Below are 18,925 nucleotides of genomic sequence, written 5' to 3'. Positions count from 1 at the left end.
ATATTTACGAAAAAAATCAGTGGGGATGAATCCCCACTGATTTTTCACTCTATCTATAATCAACTTATAGATTTGGGTTATTAAGCACGTTCACGTGTACAGCTTGTGAACCGATTTCGCTTGTTACAACGTTTTTATCTCCTAATACTTTGAATACTAATGTACCTTTGTCAGTGTACTTAGTAGTTAAAGTATTGTAAATGTCTGGATTGAAGTTTGGAAGTACAGAATCACTTGTTTGAGATACTGTTACATGACCAAGCTTTTGATCGAATATATCGAAGTGAGCATTACCATTTGTATCAAGGTAAAGTTGACCTTGGTCGTCACCAGATTTTACAACACGTACTTTATGTTGTGTTTCTTTCGTTAAGTTAATACCTTTAACGATATCATCAAGGTTACTTCCTTCAAGTTCTAACACAGTACCGATATTAATTTTCTTCTCAACGAAGTTTTCTGTTTGAACTGGTTTGAAGTTTACAGATTTAATAGCAATTTTCTCTTGAACGATTTCTAATGTCGCTTTACCAGCAGTTGCACCATTTTTCGTTAAGTGGATATCAACTTTACCTGGCGTTTTACCAGTTACAACAACTTTATCTCCAACAATTTTAGCTTCAGCTACAGCTGGATTTTTAGACTCAACTACATAACCTTCTAAGTTTTCAGCATCAGAGTATACGCGATCTGAAGTGTACTTAGATAATTGATACTCAACTTTGTTAGAAACATTTAGGTCAAGTTTTGAATCAGGTGATTCACCGTATTTACCTAATTTAGATACAAGTTCAAAGTTTTTAAATGCAACGTTACCTTCTGTTACGTTCACATATAATGAACCTAAAGTATCACCATTACCGTTTTGGAAGTGAACTGTACCTTCGCCAACTTCGTTACCTGTAATACCAATAGTTTTTGTACCAATTGAACCAGCGTCAGTTGTTACTACATCTAATCCACCTTCAGCAACTACACCAGTTTTTGGAAGGACTTCATTGATATCTTTTTTTACTGCACCAAATGGATCGCCATATTGGTCAGTTGTTACGAATGTAACAGGTAATGTTTTATTTTGAACAACTTGTAATTTATCTGGGTTAGCTTTTACTGATTTTAATGTACGAGAATCAGTCGTTACTTTAAATTTAACATCTTTCGTAACGTCGCCTACTTTAATAGTAAGTGTAGCTTCACCAGCAGCTTCAGCAGTAATGTAGTTGTTTACTACAGAAATAACACCGTGGTTTGAAGATTTAATGCTGATTGAGTTTGGCTCAACAACTTTATCTTCTCCAGCAATTGTAGCAACTACGTTATGGATTTGTGCTTTTTCACCAACTACTAACGTTTGGCTATTTAACTTGAAGTCTTTTCCAGTAAGTTTATTACCGTATACTACACCATTTTTATCAGCATCTACTGCAAATGCAGTATCTTTAATTGCAGAAGCTGGTCTATCAAGGTTTTTCACTGTAATAATACCAGTGTTAGAAACTGTTAAACCACCGCGTTTTGTAACTTGTACTTCTACTTTATAGTCACCGTGTGAAAGCCCAACACCAAGTTTACCTGTAGAAGAAGTTGACTTTCCATCCTCAAAGATATTTGCTGGTGAACCGTCTAAGTTATTTGCTACAAATTTGACGTCATGGTTTGCTAAGTTTAAATACTCAACATCAGCGTTACCTTTTTCTTCGTTTAATTTGAAGACAACTGCTTGACCAGCACGATCATCATCAAATGTAAGTTTTTCTACTGCTAATTTTTTAACTTCGTATACGAATTTCGTTACGAATGATTGATTTTTCACTTTTACAGTAAGATCTTTATTTGGAGCTACTTTACCACCAAGTGTTACAACTGCAGAAGTACCGTCAGCATTTGCTTCAATCGTAACAGCTTTGTCTCCTTCAAGAGTTACATCTTCAGCAGCAAGCTTATCTAAACCAGTTCCTGTTAATGTTAATTTCGCTGGTTCAGAAACTTTCACATCAGTTACATATGCTTGTGCATTATCTTTTTTGCCATATTTTTTATCTGCTACTGCGATAAATTTAGCTGCTTCTGCACGAGATACAGATTTATTTGGCTCCCATTTGTTTCCGCCTGTTCCTTCAGAAAGTCCAAGATTGATTAGGATGTTTGCTTTTTCTTCACCCCAATGATCTAATAAATCTTCAAATTTTGTAACTAACTCGCCGTTAACTTTATCTTTTAAGTTATAAGCACCTACTATCATAGAAGCGAAAGAAGCACGGTCAATCTTTTTATCTGGAGAGAAGTTTTCTTTACCATCACCTCTAACAACACCCGCTTTTTCAACAGCTGCAATGTATTTAGAAGCCCAATGATTTTTAGCATCTTTGAAAGATGGTTGTGCACCCTCTTCAACTTTTAAACCTAATGTAATTGCCATAATTTTCGCAGCAGAAGCACGGTCAATTTCTTCAGCTGGAGCGTATGTACCATCTGGTTTACCTTCGATTGCACCTTTATCTACTAAGTAATTGATAGAATCTAATCCCCAATGACCAGCTGGAACGTCTGGGAACGATTTACCTGCTGCTGCTACTGGAGAAACAACACCTGCTACCATTGCTGCTGTCATTGTACCTGCGATTACTTTTTTGTAAGAGTTAGTCTTTGCCATTTTATAAATTTCCTCCTTCAGGAATATGCTACTAGTTTCATATCTTATTAAATTTAAAAACTAGCTAGTTAGAAAAGCCATAAAACAATAAAAACACAAACAAAAATACTATATATGTTCCGTTTAATGCATTAACACCACCAAAAATTGGATTCGAATATGTTTTTCTTTAATTAAAACAATCCGGTTAATTCAGTTCCATAAACCAATGTTAAAAACTCTATCGGAGCTTATATATAATGAAAAGTAGTTCACATAATAAAATGATACAAACCGTTAGATGTAAATATAAGGTTTAAATACCATTTTTTGAAACAAGTTCATCATACTATACAAAACTATTCGTTATCAAGAACTTTCTCAAAAGAAGATTCGACACATTCTGATAATTCAGTCTTTCAATCGCATTATTAGCATATCAATAATACTCAAATATAGAAATGAACAAACTGTTTTCCTATAAACCACTCTCACTGCGCTTCGTATATTTTTCATATCGAATACACAATTGGAATTATAGCACATATTTCCACTTCATCATTTAAATATTTTTTACAATAAATGCAATTTTCAGACTACATTCGACTGAAAATATTGCATTTCGACATTTTATTCTTCTTTTCGAATGTTTTTTTAACAAAAAAAGGTGTTAATTTACAAATAATTTACATATCGATGGAGTATTCTTCTATTTTTGAAAGCGTTCTCTATTTATTTCTCAATAAAACTATTCCTTTTCAACCTCAAATACACATGAAATAAAATCCAAACAAAAAGCCTATGATACTCATAGACTTTTGTCTATTTTCTCATAGGCTTCTCTTAATCATTTCATGTATCAAATGATTTTAAATTAGTTTGCTACAGGTGCTGCTTCTTTAATAGAAACTGTAACTTGTACAGCTTTATCAAATTTTACTTCTTGTGTTTTTCCATCTTTTACAACTGTCATGCTTTTCACGTAGATAGATGTTGTGCCTTTTGCACCGAATGTACCAGTTTCAGTTACAACATTTGTATCAGCTGAAACGAATTCTACATTAGAAACTGTTGCTTTTGCTGTAGTTGCAGGTACACCATCAACAGATAAGATATTTAAAAGTGCAGCTTGTAAATTAGCACTTGGAGCTACTTCTTTAAGAGATGTACTTGTAAATTCTACTGCTAATTCTTTAGCAGCTGGTGCTGTATCAACAACTTTGAATGAGTGAGTTGTGATTAGTTTGCCACCAGTTGAAATAGATACAGTGTAAGTATCTCCAGCTTTCGCTTCTGCTCCTAAAGTGATTGTGTTTTCATTTTCAACATTAGTGCTTACAGAAACACGGTTAGTTAAATCTTTAATTTCTTTACCATCTTTATCTGTTGCTTTTAATTCGAAAGTTGCTTTTTCTGCACCTTTTAGTACTAAACCGTTTGTATCAACTGGAAGAACAGAAACTGTCATTGCATTCTTTTTGTTTTCATCAGTAATATATTTATCTAATTCTTTTTCTAAACCACGAACTTCAAATTTAGAGAATGCACCTGGAGCTTTTAATTCTAAAGCTAATGTAGCTTTAGCTTCTTTTTTACCAGATGTTGCAGTTAATTCTACTGTGTATTTACCAGCAGCTTGTCCTTTTGTATCTAAAACTAATTCTTTATTCTCATATTTAGCAAAGTCTTTGTTTGCAACTGCTTTGCCATCTTTATCAAGTACTTTCACATCTACAGTTAAAGGAGCATTTTCAGAAGCTGTGAACTCTTTACCGTATTGATCTAGAACTGGAGCTTTTACTTTTAACTTTGTTACATCTTGTGTAGAAAGTTCTACGTTAGTTTTTTCTAATTTAATTTCTTTCATTGCTTTTTTAGCAAATGCTTCAATAGTAACTGTTTTTGTAGCAAGTTCTTTACCATTTTCATCTTTAACAGTTACTTTTACTGGAGCTGTTCCGCTTGTACCTAATACAGTGATTTTACCAGTAGCTTTATCCACTACTACCGCTTCTGTATTTAAAGATTCAAATTCAACTTTTAGTTTATTTAAGTCAGTTACTACAGTACCAAATTGGTCTTTTAATTGAACTTTTAACACAGCGTCATCATTTTCATATACTTTATTATTCTGTTTGAAGTCAGTTGCATCAAATTTAGGATCTGTTTCATTAGAAACGACTGTCCAGTTAGAGATTGTAGATACTGCAGTACCTTCAGCAGAAACTTTTACTTCTTTACTTTCAGCTACTACTTTACCGTCTTTTTTGTAAACAGCTTTTACAGTAGTTGAAGTACCGTTTTCTAACTTGATTTTACCATCTGTAATTTTAGCTGGAGATACAAATTCAATACCAGCTGGTGAAACAACTTCAGTACCGTTTTCATCTTTAACTGTGTATTTTAATTCGCTGTCTACGCCAGCTACAACTGTTTGGTCAGCCATTTCGATTGTTTTTGCTTCTAATGAACCTACAGCTACTTCTGCTTTACCAACTTTGTTTACATCTACAGTGTAAGTTTGTTTAGCAGCTAAGTTGCTATATAATTCAACTGTAGCAGATTTTTTATCATCTGATAATTTTACATCTTTAACTAATACTTTATCGTTGTTAGCTTTGTTAGCTACTTTAACGTCTTCTTTAGTTAATTTTTCAACAGCTTTGCTGAATTTAACTTCTACTTTTTGAGTTGTAACTGCTTTAGCAGATTCAACTGTTGCTGCTTCTTTACCGAACTCTTTATCAGTCTTAGCAATAAATTTAGCAGCTTCTGCACGAGTCACAGATTTATCTGGCTCCCAACCATTTCCAGTACCATTAGTGATTCCTAAAGTAACTAAAATGTTTGCAGCTTTTTCACCCCAGTGATCTTTTAAATCAGGGAATGTAGTTTCTAATTTCCCGTTTACTTTACCTTCTAATTTGTATGCTTTTACGATCATTGTTGCCATAGAAGCACGATTAATTTGGTTGTTTGGATTAAACTTACCAGTTTCATCCCCTTGAATTACACCAGCTTGTTCAACAGCTGCGATATATTTAGCAGCCCATGAATCTTGAGCATCTTTGAAAGATGGTTTTGCACCTTCTTTAACTTCTAAGCCTAATGTAATTGCCATAATTTTCGCTGCAGAAGCACGGTCAATTGCTTCAGTTGGAGCGAATGTTCCGTCTGGTTTACCTTCGATTGCTTTTTTTGCTACTAAATAATCAATGTACTCTGCACTCCAAGAACCAGGTTGAACGTCTGGGAATGATTTTCCTGCTGCTGCTACTGGAGAGACAACACCTGCTACCATTGCTGCTGTCATTGTACCAGCGATTACTTTTTTGTAAGAGTTAGTCTTTGCCATTTTATATATTTCCTCCTTAGGAATGTAATACTAGTTCCATAAGTTTTTAAATAGATATTCTATTTATTTTTGAAACTAGTAGCTATAAATGTGGTTAAAGTATTCTTTGTATAGAATCACAAAGAAATTACACACCATTTTTATCCAATCAAAAATCTGAAATTCGACAAAAAAGTGAATTTTCGAAATTCTGACTGTTCGTTTTTTCGACTTTTATTTTAAAAATCCAGATTATAAAATCAGAATATTTTAAACGAACAGAAAAACGCGTCAGAATTGCATTTCAAATAATTTTCCATAACCATTTACAACTATAGCAGAAAAACGTTTGCAATTTCAATATCCGTTTATAAAGATATTGCGACATTAATCGACAGTTTTCCTTCCGTCCAATTTTCCGAAATTACCATACCTATTTTCTTATAATTCACTAACTAAAACGTAAAATCTTAACATAATATATATATATTAATGTTAGAATTACCAAACATACATCTTATCTCTCAAACTTCTTTTTATGAGCATATATTTTAAATAATTCATACAGTTCGACGTTTTTCTACAAATATTTATTTACTTTCGACATTTTCTTTTTTCCAAAAATAAAAAAGAGGATGTCCTCTTAAATTAAGATTCCATTCCCCTTTTTTCAAACTCTTTTGTATTCAAGTCACTTATGATGTAGCGAGACGCTGTTGAAATTTGTTCTCGCAATTCTTCTACTCTTTGTTCCAATGTTGCTTGTACATATTCTTTTTGTTCTAGTTGCTTCGTTGCCACATTATACAAAGTTTCAGCCGTCCAGTCACCATCTACGTTTCCGATAATTGGCTGATTTATTTGTTGTAAAAATGAATCGATCTTTGGATCATATGAAATACCGACCATAGGAATATTAGCAACCGCAGATAGTATGAGCGCATGAAGTCTCATACCTATTAAAAGCGAACATTCCGACAAAATTGCAATTTTCTCATGGATATCCAGCTTATACGGAAGCATATGAGCTTCTTCTCCCATTAAGTTAATAATATCGCGTGATGCATTTTGATCAAATGGTCCATGCATTGGTACGAATAAAATATGATATCCCTCACGCTTAAATTTTTTCAGCGTATCTGCTAGCTTTTTCATATAATCTTCTTTCGCGTCCCAATACCTCACACTAACTGCGATTACTTTCCCTTGAATCGAATGTTTTTGCAGCCACTCCGATTTTATTCCTTCTGGTTGACATGCCAATACTGGATCTGGAACTAGTTCGATATCTTTCTTAATACCCATTTCTTTTAAATACAAAAATGAATCTTCATCACGAACTGATATATATGCCGCTTTTGATACTTGCCATTTCACTAATAAACGATTTTGCCTTTTCGTAATTGGACCAATTCCTTGCGCATAAATATAATACGGCTTCTTCAAAAAACGCGCAATCCGCATAATACCTGTATAGTACAAAATGCTTTTAATACTCGTTTTATCTTGAAGGAGACTTCCCCCTCCGCTAATTAAACCATTACTTTTCTTTATTTCCTTATAAATTGCTCTTATATCCCAGCGATTTACTGCCTCTACACCGTACATTTTTCTTGTATAGTCGGGGTCATTCGAAAGTACAACAAGCTCAAGAGTAGGATTCTCTGCATGTAGCGCTTTAATAATTGATTGCAAAATTGCTTCGTCCCCAACATTATAAAAACCATAATATCCTGATAAAACTAACCGCACTCTTAATCTCCTCCAACATTTCGCAATCAACTTTTTGTCATTCAACAAATTGCTATCAACTCTTTAATAAGAAAAGTTGGATAACTTCAAATTGATTTCTTTCACAAACATATACATAACCATACTCATTTATAGACAAATTTACTTACGCAAAAATGGAATTTGCTTTTTGGATATCCAGTTCAACTTTAATGCGCATATGCCATATATGAACAAGGCCACACAAAATGCTAAACCACTATATATTACTGCAATAAGTCTAGAATCTGCCACATTTATTACAGTAGATGTGAAATATAATCCTATACCTACTATACTAGATACTCCAATTACAGCAAAAAATCTACCCATTCGAATCGAATAAGCCAATTCTTTTCGAATGTATATATAATTTACGATACAAATCATGATATATATGATAAGTGTACTATAAGCCGCACCAGTTATGCCAAATTGACTTACGAGTACTATATTTAATATGACTTTTACAAAACTCGCTCCAACAACTATCCACGCCGCTTGCTGAGAACGGTTAATTCCTTGCAAAATTCCTATTGATAATACCATAAGTGATGTGAAATACGAACTACCAATTAAAATAGCTAACATGCCGCTCCCTTTAGCATCTGTAAACAATCCAACATTTAACGGGACTGTAAGTGCCATGAGCCAGATTGTTATCGGCGTTGTTAAAACATGAGCAAGCTCATTTGTTCGTTCAATTGTGTGTTTTGCTAACGCTATATCTTTCTTGGTTAATGCAGCAGTTAACAACGGGATTAATGGAAATACCATCGCGCTTGCAAATACGACAATTAATTGCGTAAAGGCAAAACCACGACTATATATACCAAATTGTTCTTGAATCGTTGTAGTGGATTCATGTAGCATATGTGGAATCGTTACAGAATCAACTAAATTTAACAACGGCATCGATAATGCTCCAATCGCAATTGGAATCGAAACCCGAAGTATTTTTTTTGCATTATATTTAAAGTCTTGCAGTGAATATGTATTACTTTTATAACGATATATACTTTTTACATACTTCAATCTCAAATAGATAAGTGACGTAATTACCCCAAGGCAAGAACCAATCATTGCACCACCTGTTACAACATCACTATCTTTATTCCAAGATACAAATAAGAATGCAATTGCTAACATAAAGAAAACACGAATGAACTGCTCAATTACTTGTGACACCCCGGTAGGAATCATATCTCCAAAACCTTGGAAATACCCTCGATATACCGCCATATATGGTGCAATTAATAAAGCAAACGAAGTAACAATTAATGGGAGTCTCGTATCTTGTCCACCAAGCATATTTGCAAACATACTTGATCCAATCATAATAACCGAAAATCCAAGTACCCCAAATATTACTCCAATAATAGATGCTGACGTAAATAGTTTGGCAATCCCATCTTTATCATTCTTCTCATGAAGTTCAGCGATTAACTGTGATATAGCTAGCGGTACTCCCGCTACTGATAAAGTTAAAGCTATCATATATACAGGAAAAACAAGGCGAAAGATCCCAAGCACTTCATCTCCTGCTATATTTTGTAATGGGATTTGAAAAAAACTTCCCAACACTTTCGATAGAAACGTTGTAATCGTTAAAATCGCAGCGCCTTTCACAAACTTATTATTCATCTTCTTGCTCTTTTCTTTCAATATATAATTTTCATACCTATTACATCATAAAACGAGATATCTATATTCTTCTCTTTTTTGAAAAATTTCACTTTATCTCATTTAGTTATCATACCAAATTTATTATACATTGAATACTCTCTTTCTTTATGGCTTTTAAATATATCATATGTAATAACACCTTATTTATATCCAGTTTTTTCTTCAATTTACTACTTCTACTTATTCCGGATAAACATGTGCTATAATGTAGCTATTGTCAGTAAGAGGAGTGTTTACAACATGCTGAATTCGGTAAAAAAGCTGTTAGGAGATTCTCAAAAGAGAAAACTAAAAAAATATGAACAACTTGTTCAAGAAATTAATAATCTAGAAGAAAAAATATCTGATTTATCTGATGAATCCTTACGCCATAAAACTATCACATTTCAAAACATGCTAAACGATGGAAAAACAGTCGATGATATAAAAGTAGAGGCGTTCGCTGTTGTACGTGAAGCTGCAAAGCGTGTACTTGGATTACGTCACTACGATGTGCAGTTAATTGGTGGCCTTGTACTATTAGAAGGTAATATTGCAGAGATGCCAACTGGTGAAGGAAAAACATTAGTTTCTTCTCTTCCAACATACGTACGTGCTCTTGAAGGAAAAGGTGTTCACGTTATTACTGTAAACGACTATTTAGCAAAACGAGATAAAGAATTAATTGGCCAAGTTCATGAATTTCTAGGTTTAAAGGTTGGATTGAATATTCCTCAAATCGATCCTTCCGAAAAGAAACTTGCTTACGAAGCTGATATTACATATGGTATTGGAACAGAATTTGGCTTTGACTATCTACGTGATAATATGGCCTCTTCAAAAAATGAGCAGGTACAACGTCCCTATCATTTTGCTATTATCGATGAAATTGATAGCGTTTTAATTGATGAAGCGAAGACACCTCTTATTATCGCTGGTAAGAAATCAAGCAGCTCTGATTTACACTATTTATGTGCAAAAGTTATTAAGTCATTCCAAGATACTCTTCATTACACGTACGATGCAGAAACGAAATCTGCTAGTTTTACAGAAGACGGTATTACAAAAATAGAAGATTTATTTGATATCGATAACCTATATGATTTAGAACATCAAACTTTATATCATTATATGATTCAAGCATTACGAGCTCATGTCGCTTTCCAATGTGATGTTGACTATATTGTACATGATGAAAAAATTCTACTTGTAGATATTTTCACTGGCCGCGTTATGGATGGTCGCTCTTTAAGTGACGGCTTACACCAAGCTCTTGAAGCGAAAGAAGGTTTAGAAGTCACAGAAGAAAACCAAACACAAGCGTCCATTACAATTCAAAACTTCTTCCGTATGTATCCAGCATTATCTGGTATGACAGGTACAGCAAAAACGGAAGAAAAAGAATTTAACCGTGTATATAACATGGAAGTTATGCCGATTCCGACAAATCGTCCTATCATTCGTGAAGACAAAAATGACGTCGTGTACGTATCAGCCGATGCTAAATATAAAGCCGTACGTGAAGATGTTCTAAAACACAATAAACAAGGACGCCCGATTTTAATTGGGACAATGTCAATTTTACAATCAGAAACTGTTGCTCGTTACTTAGATGAAGCGCATATTACATATCAATTATTAAATGCAAAAAGTGCAGAACAAGAGGCCGATTTAATCGCAACAGCTGGACAAAAAGGACAAATTACAATTGCGACGAATATGGCTGGACGAGGTACTGATATTTTACTAGGTGAGGGTGTCCATGAAATTGGTGGATTACATGTAATTGGAACAGAACGCCATGAATCAAGACGCGTTGACAATCAGCTAAAAGGTCGTGCTGGTCGTCAAGGAGATCCAGGTAGCTCTCAGTTCTTCCTTTCTTTAGAAGATGAAATGCTAAAACGTTTCGCACAAGAAGAAGTCGAGAAATTAAATAAATCACTGAAACCAGATGAAACAGGACTTATTCTAACTTCTAAAGTCCATGATTTCGTGAACCGTACACAATTAATTTGTGAAGGTAGCCATTTCTCAATGCGTGAGTACAATTTAAAGTTAGATGATGTAATAAATGACCAACGTAACGTTATTTATAATTTACGTAATAACTTGTTACAAGAAGATATAAATATGATTGAAATTATTATTCCAATGATTGATCATGCTGTAGAAGCCATTTCTAAGCAATATCTTTTAGAAGGTATGCTTCCGGAAGAATGGGATTTCACTCGTTTAACAGAAAACATAAACGAAATTTTACCAGTAACAAACATGCCATCACTATCAGCGAATAATGTACATTCACCAGAAGATTTACAATCCGTTTTGAAAGAAACATTATCTCTTTATAAAGAGCGCGTACATGAACTAAATAGCCATACTGATTTACAGCAGTCGCTACGATATGTTGCCATTCATTTCCTAGATCAGAACTGGGTAAATCACTTAGATGCGATGACCCACTTAAAAGAAGGCATCGGGCTAAGACAATATCAACAAGAAGACCCTACTCGTCTTTATCAAAAAGAAGGTTTAGATATCTTTTTATACACATATGGTAATTTCGAAAAAGAAATGTGCCGCTATGTTGCAAGACATTTAGGTGTTCCTGAAAACGTACAATAACGAGGTGAAAGATAATGTTATCATTCCTAAAAAGAGCTAAGAAAAGCGGAAAAGATACGACTGTCTCTAGTAATCAATTATTCGGACAAGAAGAAACAAACACTGAAAATAAAACTATAAAACCAACGCTTTACTTCCACCCCAGCTGGGGTGCAGTAGCACAAGAACAAAAATACATTTATCAATTTTTACATAAAGAACTAACACGTTTACAAGAATATCAAATTTCTTTATCTGGAATTGAGATTGAAAAACGTGATAATGGTTATGACGTAGCTGTATTTATTCGCAGCACTGTTCCAAAACCAATTTCTTTCGAAGAGGTTACATTAGTCCTTCTAAATAAAGAGAAGAAACTGTGTGCCCGCAAAACATTTAACCTTTCTGCATTAGGAGATATTCCTGCAAATGTAAATATGCCATTCATCTTTACATTTGAGCAAGAAACAATTACAGATACTGAATTATCACAAACAGATTGGGAATTAGCATTTGAACTTGAAAGTAAGCACGCATTAGATTTAGATCCATCTTGGGAAGCTCAGTTACCTGAAGCAAGCAAAGAAGCTTTACGTAATTTTGTAGACAATTTAACACCTCCAAATGATGGTGAAATTAACTTCCTAGGTCTGCAAGCTGCAAGAAAAGAAAACGGTGATTTACATGCAACGCTTCTTATTCGTAACGGTTGCAAAGACACTATTCAACTAGAGCAGCTTCCTCTGCATATTGAAGATGCTTCAGGTGCAGTTGTTGTGAAAGGAGCTTTCACATTACCAAATCTTGAGATTAAAGCGAACACTACAAAACCGTGGTCATTTGTCTTCCCTGCTTCATCTATATTAAAAGGAGATATGGATTTATCTTCTTGGAAAGCGTTTGTACCACAAGACTAATAAGAGAAGCTGCTTCCAAAGCAGCCTCTCTTATTCTTTTTCATACAAAAAGCCTGTTCAAAAAGATGGTCATCACATCTCCTTGGACAGGCCTATTCTTTATGTAAAATTTACTTCGTTACTAATAAACGTTCAATATGATATTCAGCTTCTAATTTGCACATTTCATCTGCGTGTTTCATTTCATGCCTCTTTAATTGCTCTACTTGCTCTTCGCTCGGTTTTTCATTAATAAATTCGTTAATTTTTTCATTCACTTTCATCGCTAATGCTTGATGGAAATCTGGATGTCCTTTCAACTCTTCGTCTACTTTATTAATCCAAGTTGATTTTGTGTATAAATATTGTTTCCACTGTTCAACAAATTGCTGCATATCAAATTTCTCTTCATTCCATTCAATTTCTTTCATATACTTCTCAAAAGAAACAACAATTGATCGCGTAATCCCGATCTTCACTCCATGTGGTAACTGTTTGTACATCAAATATTCCCTCCAGCTTAAAGCTCTTCCTTCTGAATATAAAGGAATCTCAAAATTCAAATACCTTTTTATAATAGCACATTGCTAATCTAAGATGTTACTATATTGTGTAGAAAATCAATTATCAACAAACGTGCTACATCTGGATATACAAATTTCACATATTAAAAACACAGGAAAAATAATAAAAAACTTTCACACTCTACAAAACATTCCGTGTGAAAGTTTTTTATTATTACACAGCTTCAGTTCCCAAGAATTTTAATTTCTCTTTTTGCTCATCACTCGCCAACGTCACTATCGTCTTTTCAACGTGCGGATGTACATGTTCTAGCGTCACACTCGCGCCCACTTTATCCGACTGCTCAACAAAGTTTAACAACGCCATCGCTCCTGATACATCCATATAGCGCACATCTTTCATACGTAAAACAACCGGAGACTTTACGTCTTGTAAAGCATAAAAAATACGATCCACTGTTAAAAAAGAAAGTGGGCCTTTAATTTTATACGTTGCTCCCTTTTCTTTTACAATAGAAGCTTTACGTTCTTTACATTTCACCATATATATAATGAACGAAAGAATAATTCCGAACGCAACAGCGATCATTAAATCAAACTTCACCGTGACAACCATCGTTACGAGCATAACAATGACATCACCTTTTGGTGCTACATGCATCTTTTTCATGCTTTCCCAATCAAACATGCCAATACCAGTTAAAATTAAAATACCTGACAATACAGCAAGTGGAATGTATTGCACGACTGATCCAAGTCCCATAATGAAAATAAATAATATAACACTATGCATACTTGCTGAAAGCGCCGTTTTACCGCCACTTCTTATATTAACGATAGACCGTACAGTCGCTCCTGCCCCTGCTAATCCGCCAAACAATCCGCTCATCATATTACCGATACCTTGTCCGACCAGTTCTTTATTACTTTTATGACGTGTACCCGTCACATTATCCATTACAACCGATGTTAACAACGAGTCAATCGATCCTAATAAAGCAATACTAAGCGCTGGTAAAATAAGTTCTGCGATGCCTGTTCCACTTAAAGATGGAATATGAAGCGTCGGCATCGCTTCTGGAATCGTCCCGATCTTTTCAATCATCTTATTTAATGACAAGTTTCCGATAATCGGTAACTTCACTGTAAGCCCTTCTAACGCAGAAGAAAATAAAGGAAGCAATGCAGTCACACCGACTAATGCAACTAAACTAGATGGAATAGCCTTAATCCATTTTCCAGAAACAATCATTACAATAATCGTTAATACTACAAGTAGAAAACTATTTTGCACATGCTTCATTTCACCTAAAATAATAATTAATGCGATTCCGTTCATAAATCTGAAACGACAGGATACGGAATATATCGAACGTAAGAACCAAGCTTACATACACCGAATAAAATTTGAAACAGTCCCGCCATCATAAAGGCTATAAAACTCGCCTCTAATCCGTGCGTCGCAATAACTCCTGTTGCAATAACCGTAATCGGTCCAGTTGGCCCCGTTACTTGCCCAGGTGTCCCGCCAAATACAGCCGCAAATAAACCTGCAAAAATCGCACCATACAATCCGACTAGTGCTCCCTCAGACGTTCCTGTTGCAGCAATACCAAATGCAATGGCAAGTGGCAACGCAACAATCGCAACAGTAAAACCTGCTAAACATTCCTTTGCTATTTTTTGAAACATATAATAACCACCTTCGTATAAAGTCCATTTTCCATTGTACACCTAAAAGAATATATTCGTTAGTCCACTTTTTACAGTATCGTGACGTAAACGCATTCAATTATAAGCCCCTCCTTACCTTTGGAAACCATTATAACTATGCTATAATAGATAAATTAAATCTTTTATTATATATTTGGAGGCACTATGCTAACTTTTGAAGAAAAATTATCGATTATTGAATCTTTCCCAGAATTAGAAAGAAAGAACGTATCACTAAAACGCGTAAACTTTCACTTTGAAGAAAGTCGTTTAGATAAAAAGAACGTTGTATATCATTTACACCCAAATGGAAACGGATTTGTATATGCAAACTTCATTAAAGGTTATAAAACAGATGATAAAGGTATGATTAACATCCGTGAGTTTTCAGAAGAAGAACTACGTTCATTAATTGAAAAAGTAATTGAACGTCTATCACAGGAGCCAGAGGAAATTGTAGCACCAATGGAACCTGCTGCTGAAGAAGAATGGAAGAACGAAGACGGTCATATCCTAACTCTTATTCAAGAGGATGACATGTGGAACGTGTACGCTGGTGTAAACTTAGACGGTACATTCAACTCTTATCCAGAAGCTGCGGAATACCTTGATGAAGAAGGATTTTCACGTAAATAATACGATTTAAGGAGGCCATCCCATTTTTTTGGGGATGGTCTTTCTTATTAATAAGTAGGCATGTATAGCATCAAAACTTCTTATTCTCACTATCCCCTATCAAAATTTGAATTTGACAACTATACGTCTCCGCATTAAAAATATCACTAACTAGCTCCACTTCAATAAAACTCTCTACATCTATATTATTTTCTTTTATGTATTTCATTATGGTATTTCGACGTTCTTCCTCATTTTCTTTGCTATACGCTAACGTTATATATTCCCCGCCTGGTAATACTTTTATATTTTGCATATCCTCCATATGTACACCATCTCGTACTTTATTAAAAACATACTTCGGTTCTACATCCCAATTTGCATTTACATTGTAGAGAATCCCCATCTCCATTTCCATCTTCTCTTCATAATCTTGCACGATTTTCTCTAAATCGGAATAATACAGTAACTCCTGTAAACTCCCTACTTCTTTACAAGGCGCAACGACGACATAACGCTGTTCAAAAAATTTAATAGAGATTCCATCATTCTTTAATATTTCCTGTGAACTCCCTACTTTCTCATGTAAGTCATCAATCGTTTCCATTACCTCTTTCATTTTCTTTATATGCTCTTCTGCTTCTTCTCTCTTCACTTGTAAAAATCGTAGCAATTTATCCGTATTACATTCCTTAAAAAATCTCTTGCATCTCTACTATGCTCGTGTTCAACTCTCTACAGCTTTTTATAATATCAATGTGAATAAATTGATCTATCGAATAATATCTATACCCCGTTGATTCCTCAACATGTTTTGGAATAAGAATCCCCATCTTATGATAGTATCTTAGCGCTTTTATCGTAATATCCTTTATTTTTGCAACTTCTCCAATAGAAAATAACTTTTTCATTTGCATCTCTTCCCTTATATTTTTTCGTATGCAACCATTGACTCTCCCCTTAGAGGAGACCTTACTATTTATAATAAGTCATTTACATTAATAAAGGGAGTATACAATTATGAACACAGTAAAATATAGAAGTCTTGTTAAGGAAGACTATGAGCCTATAAAACATTTAATCGGTGAAGCATTTGGATTTAATGAATTCATTTCCGATAAAAACTTCTTAAACTCCGTATTAAACTTTTATTTACACAGTTGTATTTTAGGGAGTTCCTTCAGTAAAGTAGCTGAAAAAGATAATAAAGTGATTGGTGTCATTTTAGGCGATTCTGAAAAAGATAAAAACCGTTTAAAAAGATTCCATAATACGATTAGCTTTGCCTTTAACACGCTAAAGCTATTCATAACGAATAAAGAGAATAGAGAATTTTTAAAAGCATTTATACGAGTACAAAAAACATATAAAGAACTCATTCAAGGAAAAGAAGAGCAATTTCAAGGCTGTATACAATTATTCATCGTATCCGAAGAATCAAGAGGTCTTGGGGTTGGAAAGTCTTTACTAAGTCATCTATTCCAATACATGAAAAAAGAAGACGTAACATCTTTATATTTATATACAGATAACGAATGTAACTATGAATTTTATGACAGACAAAACTTCGAGCGCATACAAGAAAAGGCCGTTAATTTCGGACCAACAGAAGAAGATTTCAACGTATTTTTGTACCGCTATAACTTTAACTCATAGTAACATGTACACTTCAATGCTCTTTGCTACTTAGCAAAGAGCTATATTGAGTATGGCCTCAAGTCGATTCAAATAGAGAGAACTCACTTAAAAAGGAGCGCACAATATGGAATGGATTCATGAATTATTTCAGCAATACGGGTATTATGTAGTACTTGTCGGTTTACTTTTAGAATATATTGCGCTTCCATTTCCAGGGGAGCCTACATTAGCCTATGCAGGATTTTTATCGCACCAAGGTGATTTGAGTCTACCAATTTTAATTGTGTTATCTTTTATCGGGACAAGCGCTGGTATGACATTCCAATACTTTGTAGGAAATAAACTAGGCATGCCCTTCATTCAGAAGTACGGGAAATATGTATTTTTAACTCAAAAGAAAATTAATTTAACAAAAATGTGGTTCAATAAATACGGCTACTTTCTAATCTTTATCGCCTTTTTCATCCCAGGTGTCCGTCATTTCACAGGGTACTTTGCAGGCATTATCAACTTACCATTTCGTCGCTTTGCGATGACAATTTACTCAGGGGCTCTATTTTGGGTATCCTTCTTCTTGATCGGCGGTTATTGGTTAGGTGAAAATTTAGATGTGATCTTCCAAATACTCGGGCAACACATATGGAAAATTCTCTTCGGTATAATTATCATTACGCTAATCACCCGATTTCGTAAAAACATAAAGCATATGATTTTAAAACGTATCAATTAAAACAACACTTAATAAGTAAAGTTCGGATTAGCTACGTACGAAAATAAAAAAGCGGAGATCTATAGTCTCCGCTTTTTTACATACATTTTGTTTCCAAACAAACTCTCATGTTCATTAGTTTTTCTGACGTCTAAACAACATTGCTCCGAAAAGTAATAAGAACATACCTGTCATAACAGAAGTAGCTTCTGTTGATGCTCCACCTGTTTGAGGAAGAAGTTTTGATTTCTTATTATTTTCTTCACTTGATGATACTTCAGATTTATTTTGTACTTGTTCTTGTACATTTTGTTTTTTTTGTACTTCTACTTCTACTTTTTCTTGTACACTTTGTTTGTTTAATACTTCTGTTGTTTCTTCTTTAGTTTTTTCTTCTTTTGGCGTTACTAAAATTTCCGGCTTCTCTTTTACCTCTGGTTTCTCCAACACGTTTGGTTCTTCTGTCACCTTTGGCTCTTCCGGTTTTTCTTCTTTGATTTCTTCTGTTGTTTCTTCTTTAGTTTTTTCTTCTTTTGGTGTTACTAAAATTTCCGGCTTCTCTTTTACCTCTGGTTTCTCTAGTACATTTGGCTCTTCTGTCACCTTTGGTTCTTCCGGTTTTTCTTCTTTGATTTCTTCTGTTATTTCTTCTTCAACTTGCTCTTCTTCTGGTTTTACATGAATTTCCGGTTTCTCCGTAACTTCTGGCTTCTCTAGCTCTTTCGGCTCTTCTGTCACCTTTGGCTCTTCCGGTTTTTCTTCTTTGATTTCTTCTGTTATTTCTTCTTCAACTTGCTCTTCTTCTGGTTTTACATGAATTTC

The 18,925-nt window shown here is 34.3% G+C and carries 11 protein-coding genes and 2 pseudogenes; 5 read left to right on the top strand and 8 right to left on the bottom strand.

The genetic code is table 11. The annotated features are described in order from the left end of the window. Positions 1-64: 64 nt before the first annotated feature. The 4 genes from PDL00_RS27765 to PDL00_RS27750 form a co-directional block, all read right to left on the bottom strand. Positions 65-2,653, bottom strand: coding sequence for an S-layer homology domain-containing protein (locus tag PDL00_RS27765; protein ID WP_242256645.1), 2,589 nt, complete (start codon positions 2,651-2,653; stop codon positions 65-67). 853 nt (positions 2,654-3,506) lie between these two features. Continuing rightward, positions 3,507-5,987, bottom strand: coding sequence for an S-layer homology domain-containing protein (locus PDL00_RS27760; protein ID WP_270732585.1), 2,481 nt, complete (start codon positions 5,985-5,987; stop codon positions 3,507-3,509). A 627-nt stretch (positions 5,988-6,614) separates the two neighbouring features. Beyond that, positions 6,615-7,718: a polysaccharide pyruvyl transferase CsaB gene (gene csaB / locus PDL00_RS27755; protein WP_242257215.1), complete on the bottom strand. Its 1,104-nt coding sequence runs from the start codon at positions 7,716-7,718 to the stop codon at positions 6,615-6,617. Positions 7,719-7,859: 141 nt separating this feature from the next. After that, positions 7,860-9,380: a putative polysaccharide biosynthesis protein gene (locus PDL00_RS27750; RefSeq protein ID WP_242257216.1), complete on the bottom strand. Its 1,521-nt coding sequence runs from the start codon at positions 9,378-9,380 to the stop codon at positions 7,860-7,862. A 282-nt stretch (positions 9,381-9,662) separates the two neighbouring features. On the opposite strand from PDL00_RS27750, the gene secA2 reads away from it, so the two are divergent. Continuing rightward, positions 9,663-12,029, top strand: coding sequence for an accessory Sec system translocase SecA2 (gene secA2 / locus PDL00_RS27745; protein ID WP_270732581.1), 2,367 nt, complete (start codon positions 9,663-9,665; stop codon positions 12,027-12,029). A 14-nt stretch (positions 12,030-12,043) separates the two neighbouring features. Next, entirely contained in the window at positions 12,044-12,925 is an 882-nt protein-coding gene (locus PDL00_RS27740; protein WP_270732579.1) for an accessory Sec system S-layer assembly protein, read from the top strand. 110 nt (positions 12,926-13,035) lie between these two features. On the opposite strand, the gene PDL00_RS27735 is transcribed toward PDL00_RS27740, so the two are convergent. Continuing rightward, positions 13,036-13,407, bottom strand: a complete 372-nt coding sequence (locus tag PDL00_RS27735) for a hypothetical protein (protein ID WP_242257219.1) — start codon at positions 13,405-13,407, stop codon at positions 13,036-13,038. Positions 13,408-13,642: 235 nt separating this feature from the next. Continuing rightward, positions 13,643-15,120 (bottom strand): annotated as a pseudogene (locus tag PDL00_RS27730) (SulP family inorganic anion transporter). 186 nt (positions 15,121-15,306) lie between these two features. Between PDL00_RS27730 and PDL00_RS27725 the strand changes: the two are divergent. Further along, the gene (locus PDL00_RS27725; RefSeq protein WP_061679992.1) at positions 15,307-15,777 is read left to right on the top strand and encodes a hypothetical protein; all 471 of its coding nucleotides are present in this window, start codon (positions 15,307-15,309) and stop codon (positions 15,775-15,777) included. A 70-nt stretch (positions 15,778-15,847) separates the two neighbouring features. Here the strand turns inward: PDL00_RS27725 and PDL00_RS27720 are convergent. Continuing rightward, positions 15,848-16,667, bottom strand: a pseudogene (locus PDL00_RS27720) (MerR family transcriptional regulator). A gap of 109 nt (positions 16,668-16,776) precedes the next feature. Between PDL00_RS27720 and PDL00_RS27715 the strand changes: the two are divergent. Next, a complete protein-coding gene (locus PDL00_RS27715) occupies positions 16,777-17,412 on the top strand; it encodes a GNAT family N-acetyltransferase (RefSeq protein WP_270732575.1) in 636 nt (211 codons plus the stop codon). 106 nt (positions 17,413-17,518) lie between these two features. After that, positions 17,519-18,124, top strand: a complete 606-nt coding sequence (locus tag PDL00_RS27710) for a DedA family protein (protein ID WP_242257223.1) — start codon at positions 17,519-17,521, stop codon at positions 18,122-18,124. Between the two features lie 114 nt (positions 18,125-18,238). On the opposite strand, the gene PDL00_RS27705 is transcribed toward PDL00_RS27710, so the two are convergent. Further along, the coding region (locus PDL00_RS27705; RefSeq protein WP_270732571.1) for an LPXTG cell wall anchor domain-containing protein at positions 18,239-18,925 on the bottom strand (687 nt) is incomplete at its 5' end.

Source organism: Bacillus cereus group sp. TH152-1LC, assembly GCF_027710505.1.
Lineage (GTDB): Bacteria > Bacillota > Bacilli > Bacillales > Bacillaceae_G > Bacillus_A > Bacillus_A mobilis.
This window is presented reverse-complemented; position numbering and strand designations above follow the sequence as displayed.

Bases quoted from the DNA above. Each gene is read 5' to 3' on its own strand.
- PDL00_RS27765 (WP_242256645.1), bottom strand. From the start codon at position 2,653: ATGGCAAAGACTAACTCTTACAAAAAAGTAATCGCAGGTACAATGACA.
- PDL00_RS27760 (WP_270732585.1), bottom strand. From the start codon at position 5,987: ATGGCAAAGACTAACTCTTACAAAAAAGTAATCGCTGGTACAATGACA.
- PDL00_RS27750 (WP_242257216.1), bottom strand. From the start codon at position 9,380: ATGAATAATAAGTTTGTGAAAGGCGCTGCGATTTTAACGATTACAACG.
- secA2 (WP_270732581.1), top strand. From the start codon at position 9,663: ATGCTGAATTCGGTAAAAAAGCTGTTAGGAGATTCTCAAAAGAGAAAA.
- PDL00_RS27740 (WP_270732579.1), top strand. From the start codon at position 12,044: ATGTTATCATTCCTAAAAAGAGCTAAGAAAAGCGGAAAAGATACGACT.
- PDL00_RS27735 (WP_242257219.1), bottom strand. From the start codon at position 13,407: ATGTACAAACAGTTACCACATGGAGTGAAGATCGGGATTACGCGATCA.
- PDL00_RS27725 (WP_061679992.1), top strand. From the start codon at position 15,307: ATGCTAACTTTTGAAGAAAAATTATCGATTATTGAATCTTTCCCAGAA.
- PDL00_RS27715 (WP_270732575.1), top strand. From the start codon at position 16,777: ATGAACACAGTAAAATATAGAAGTCTTGTTAAGGAAGACTATGAGCCT.
- PDL00_RS27710 (WP_242257223.1), top strand. From the start codon at position 17,519: ATGGAATGGATTCATGAATTATTTCAGCAATACGGGTATTATGTAGTA.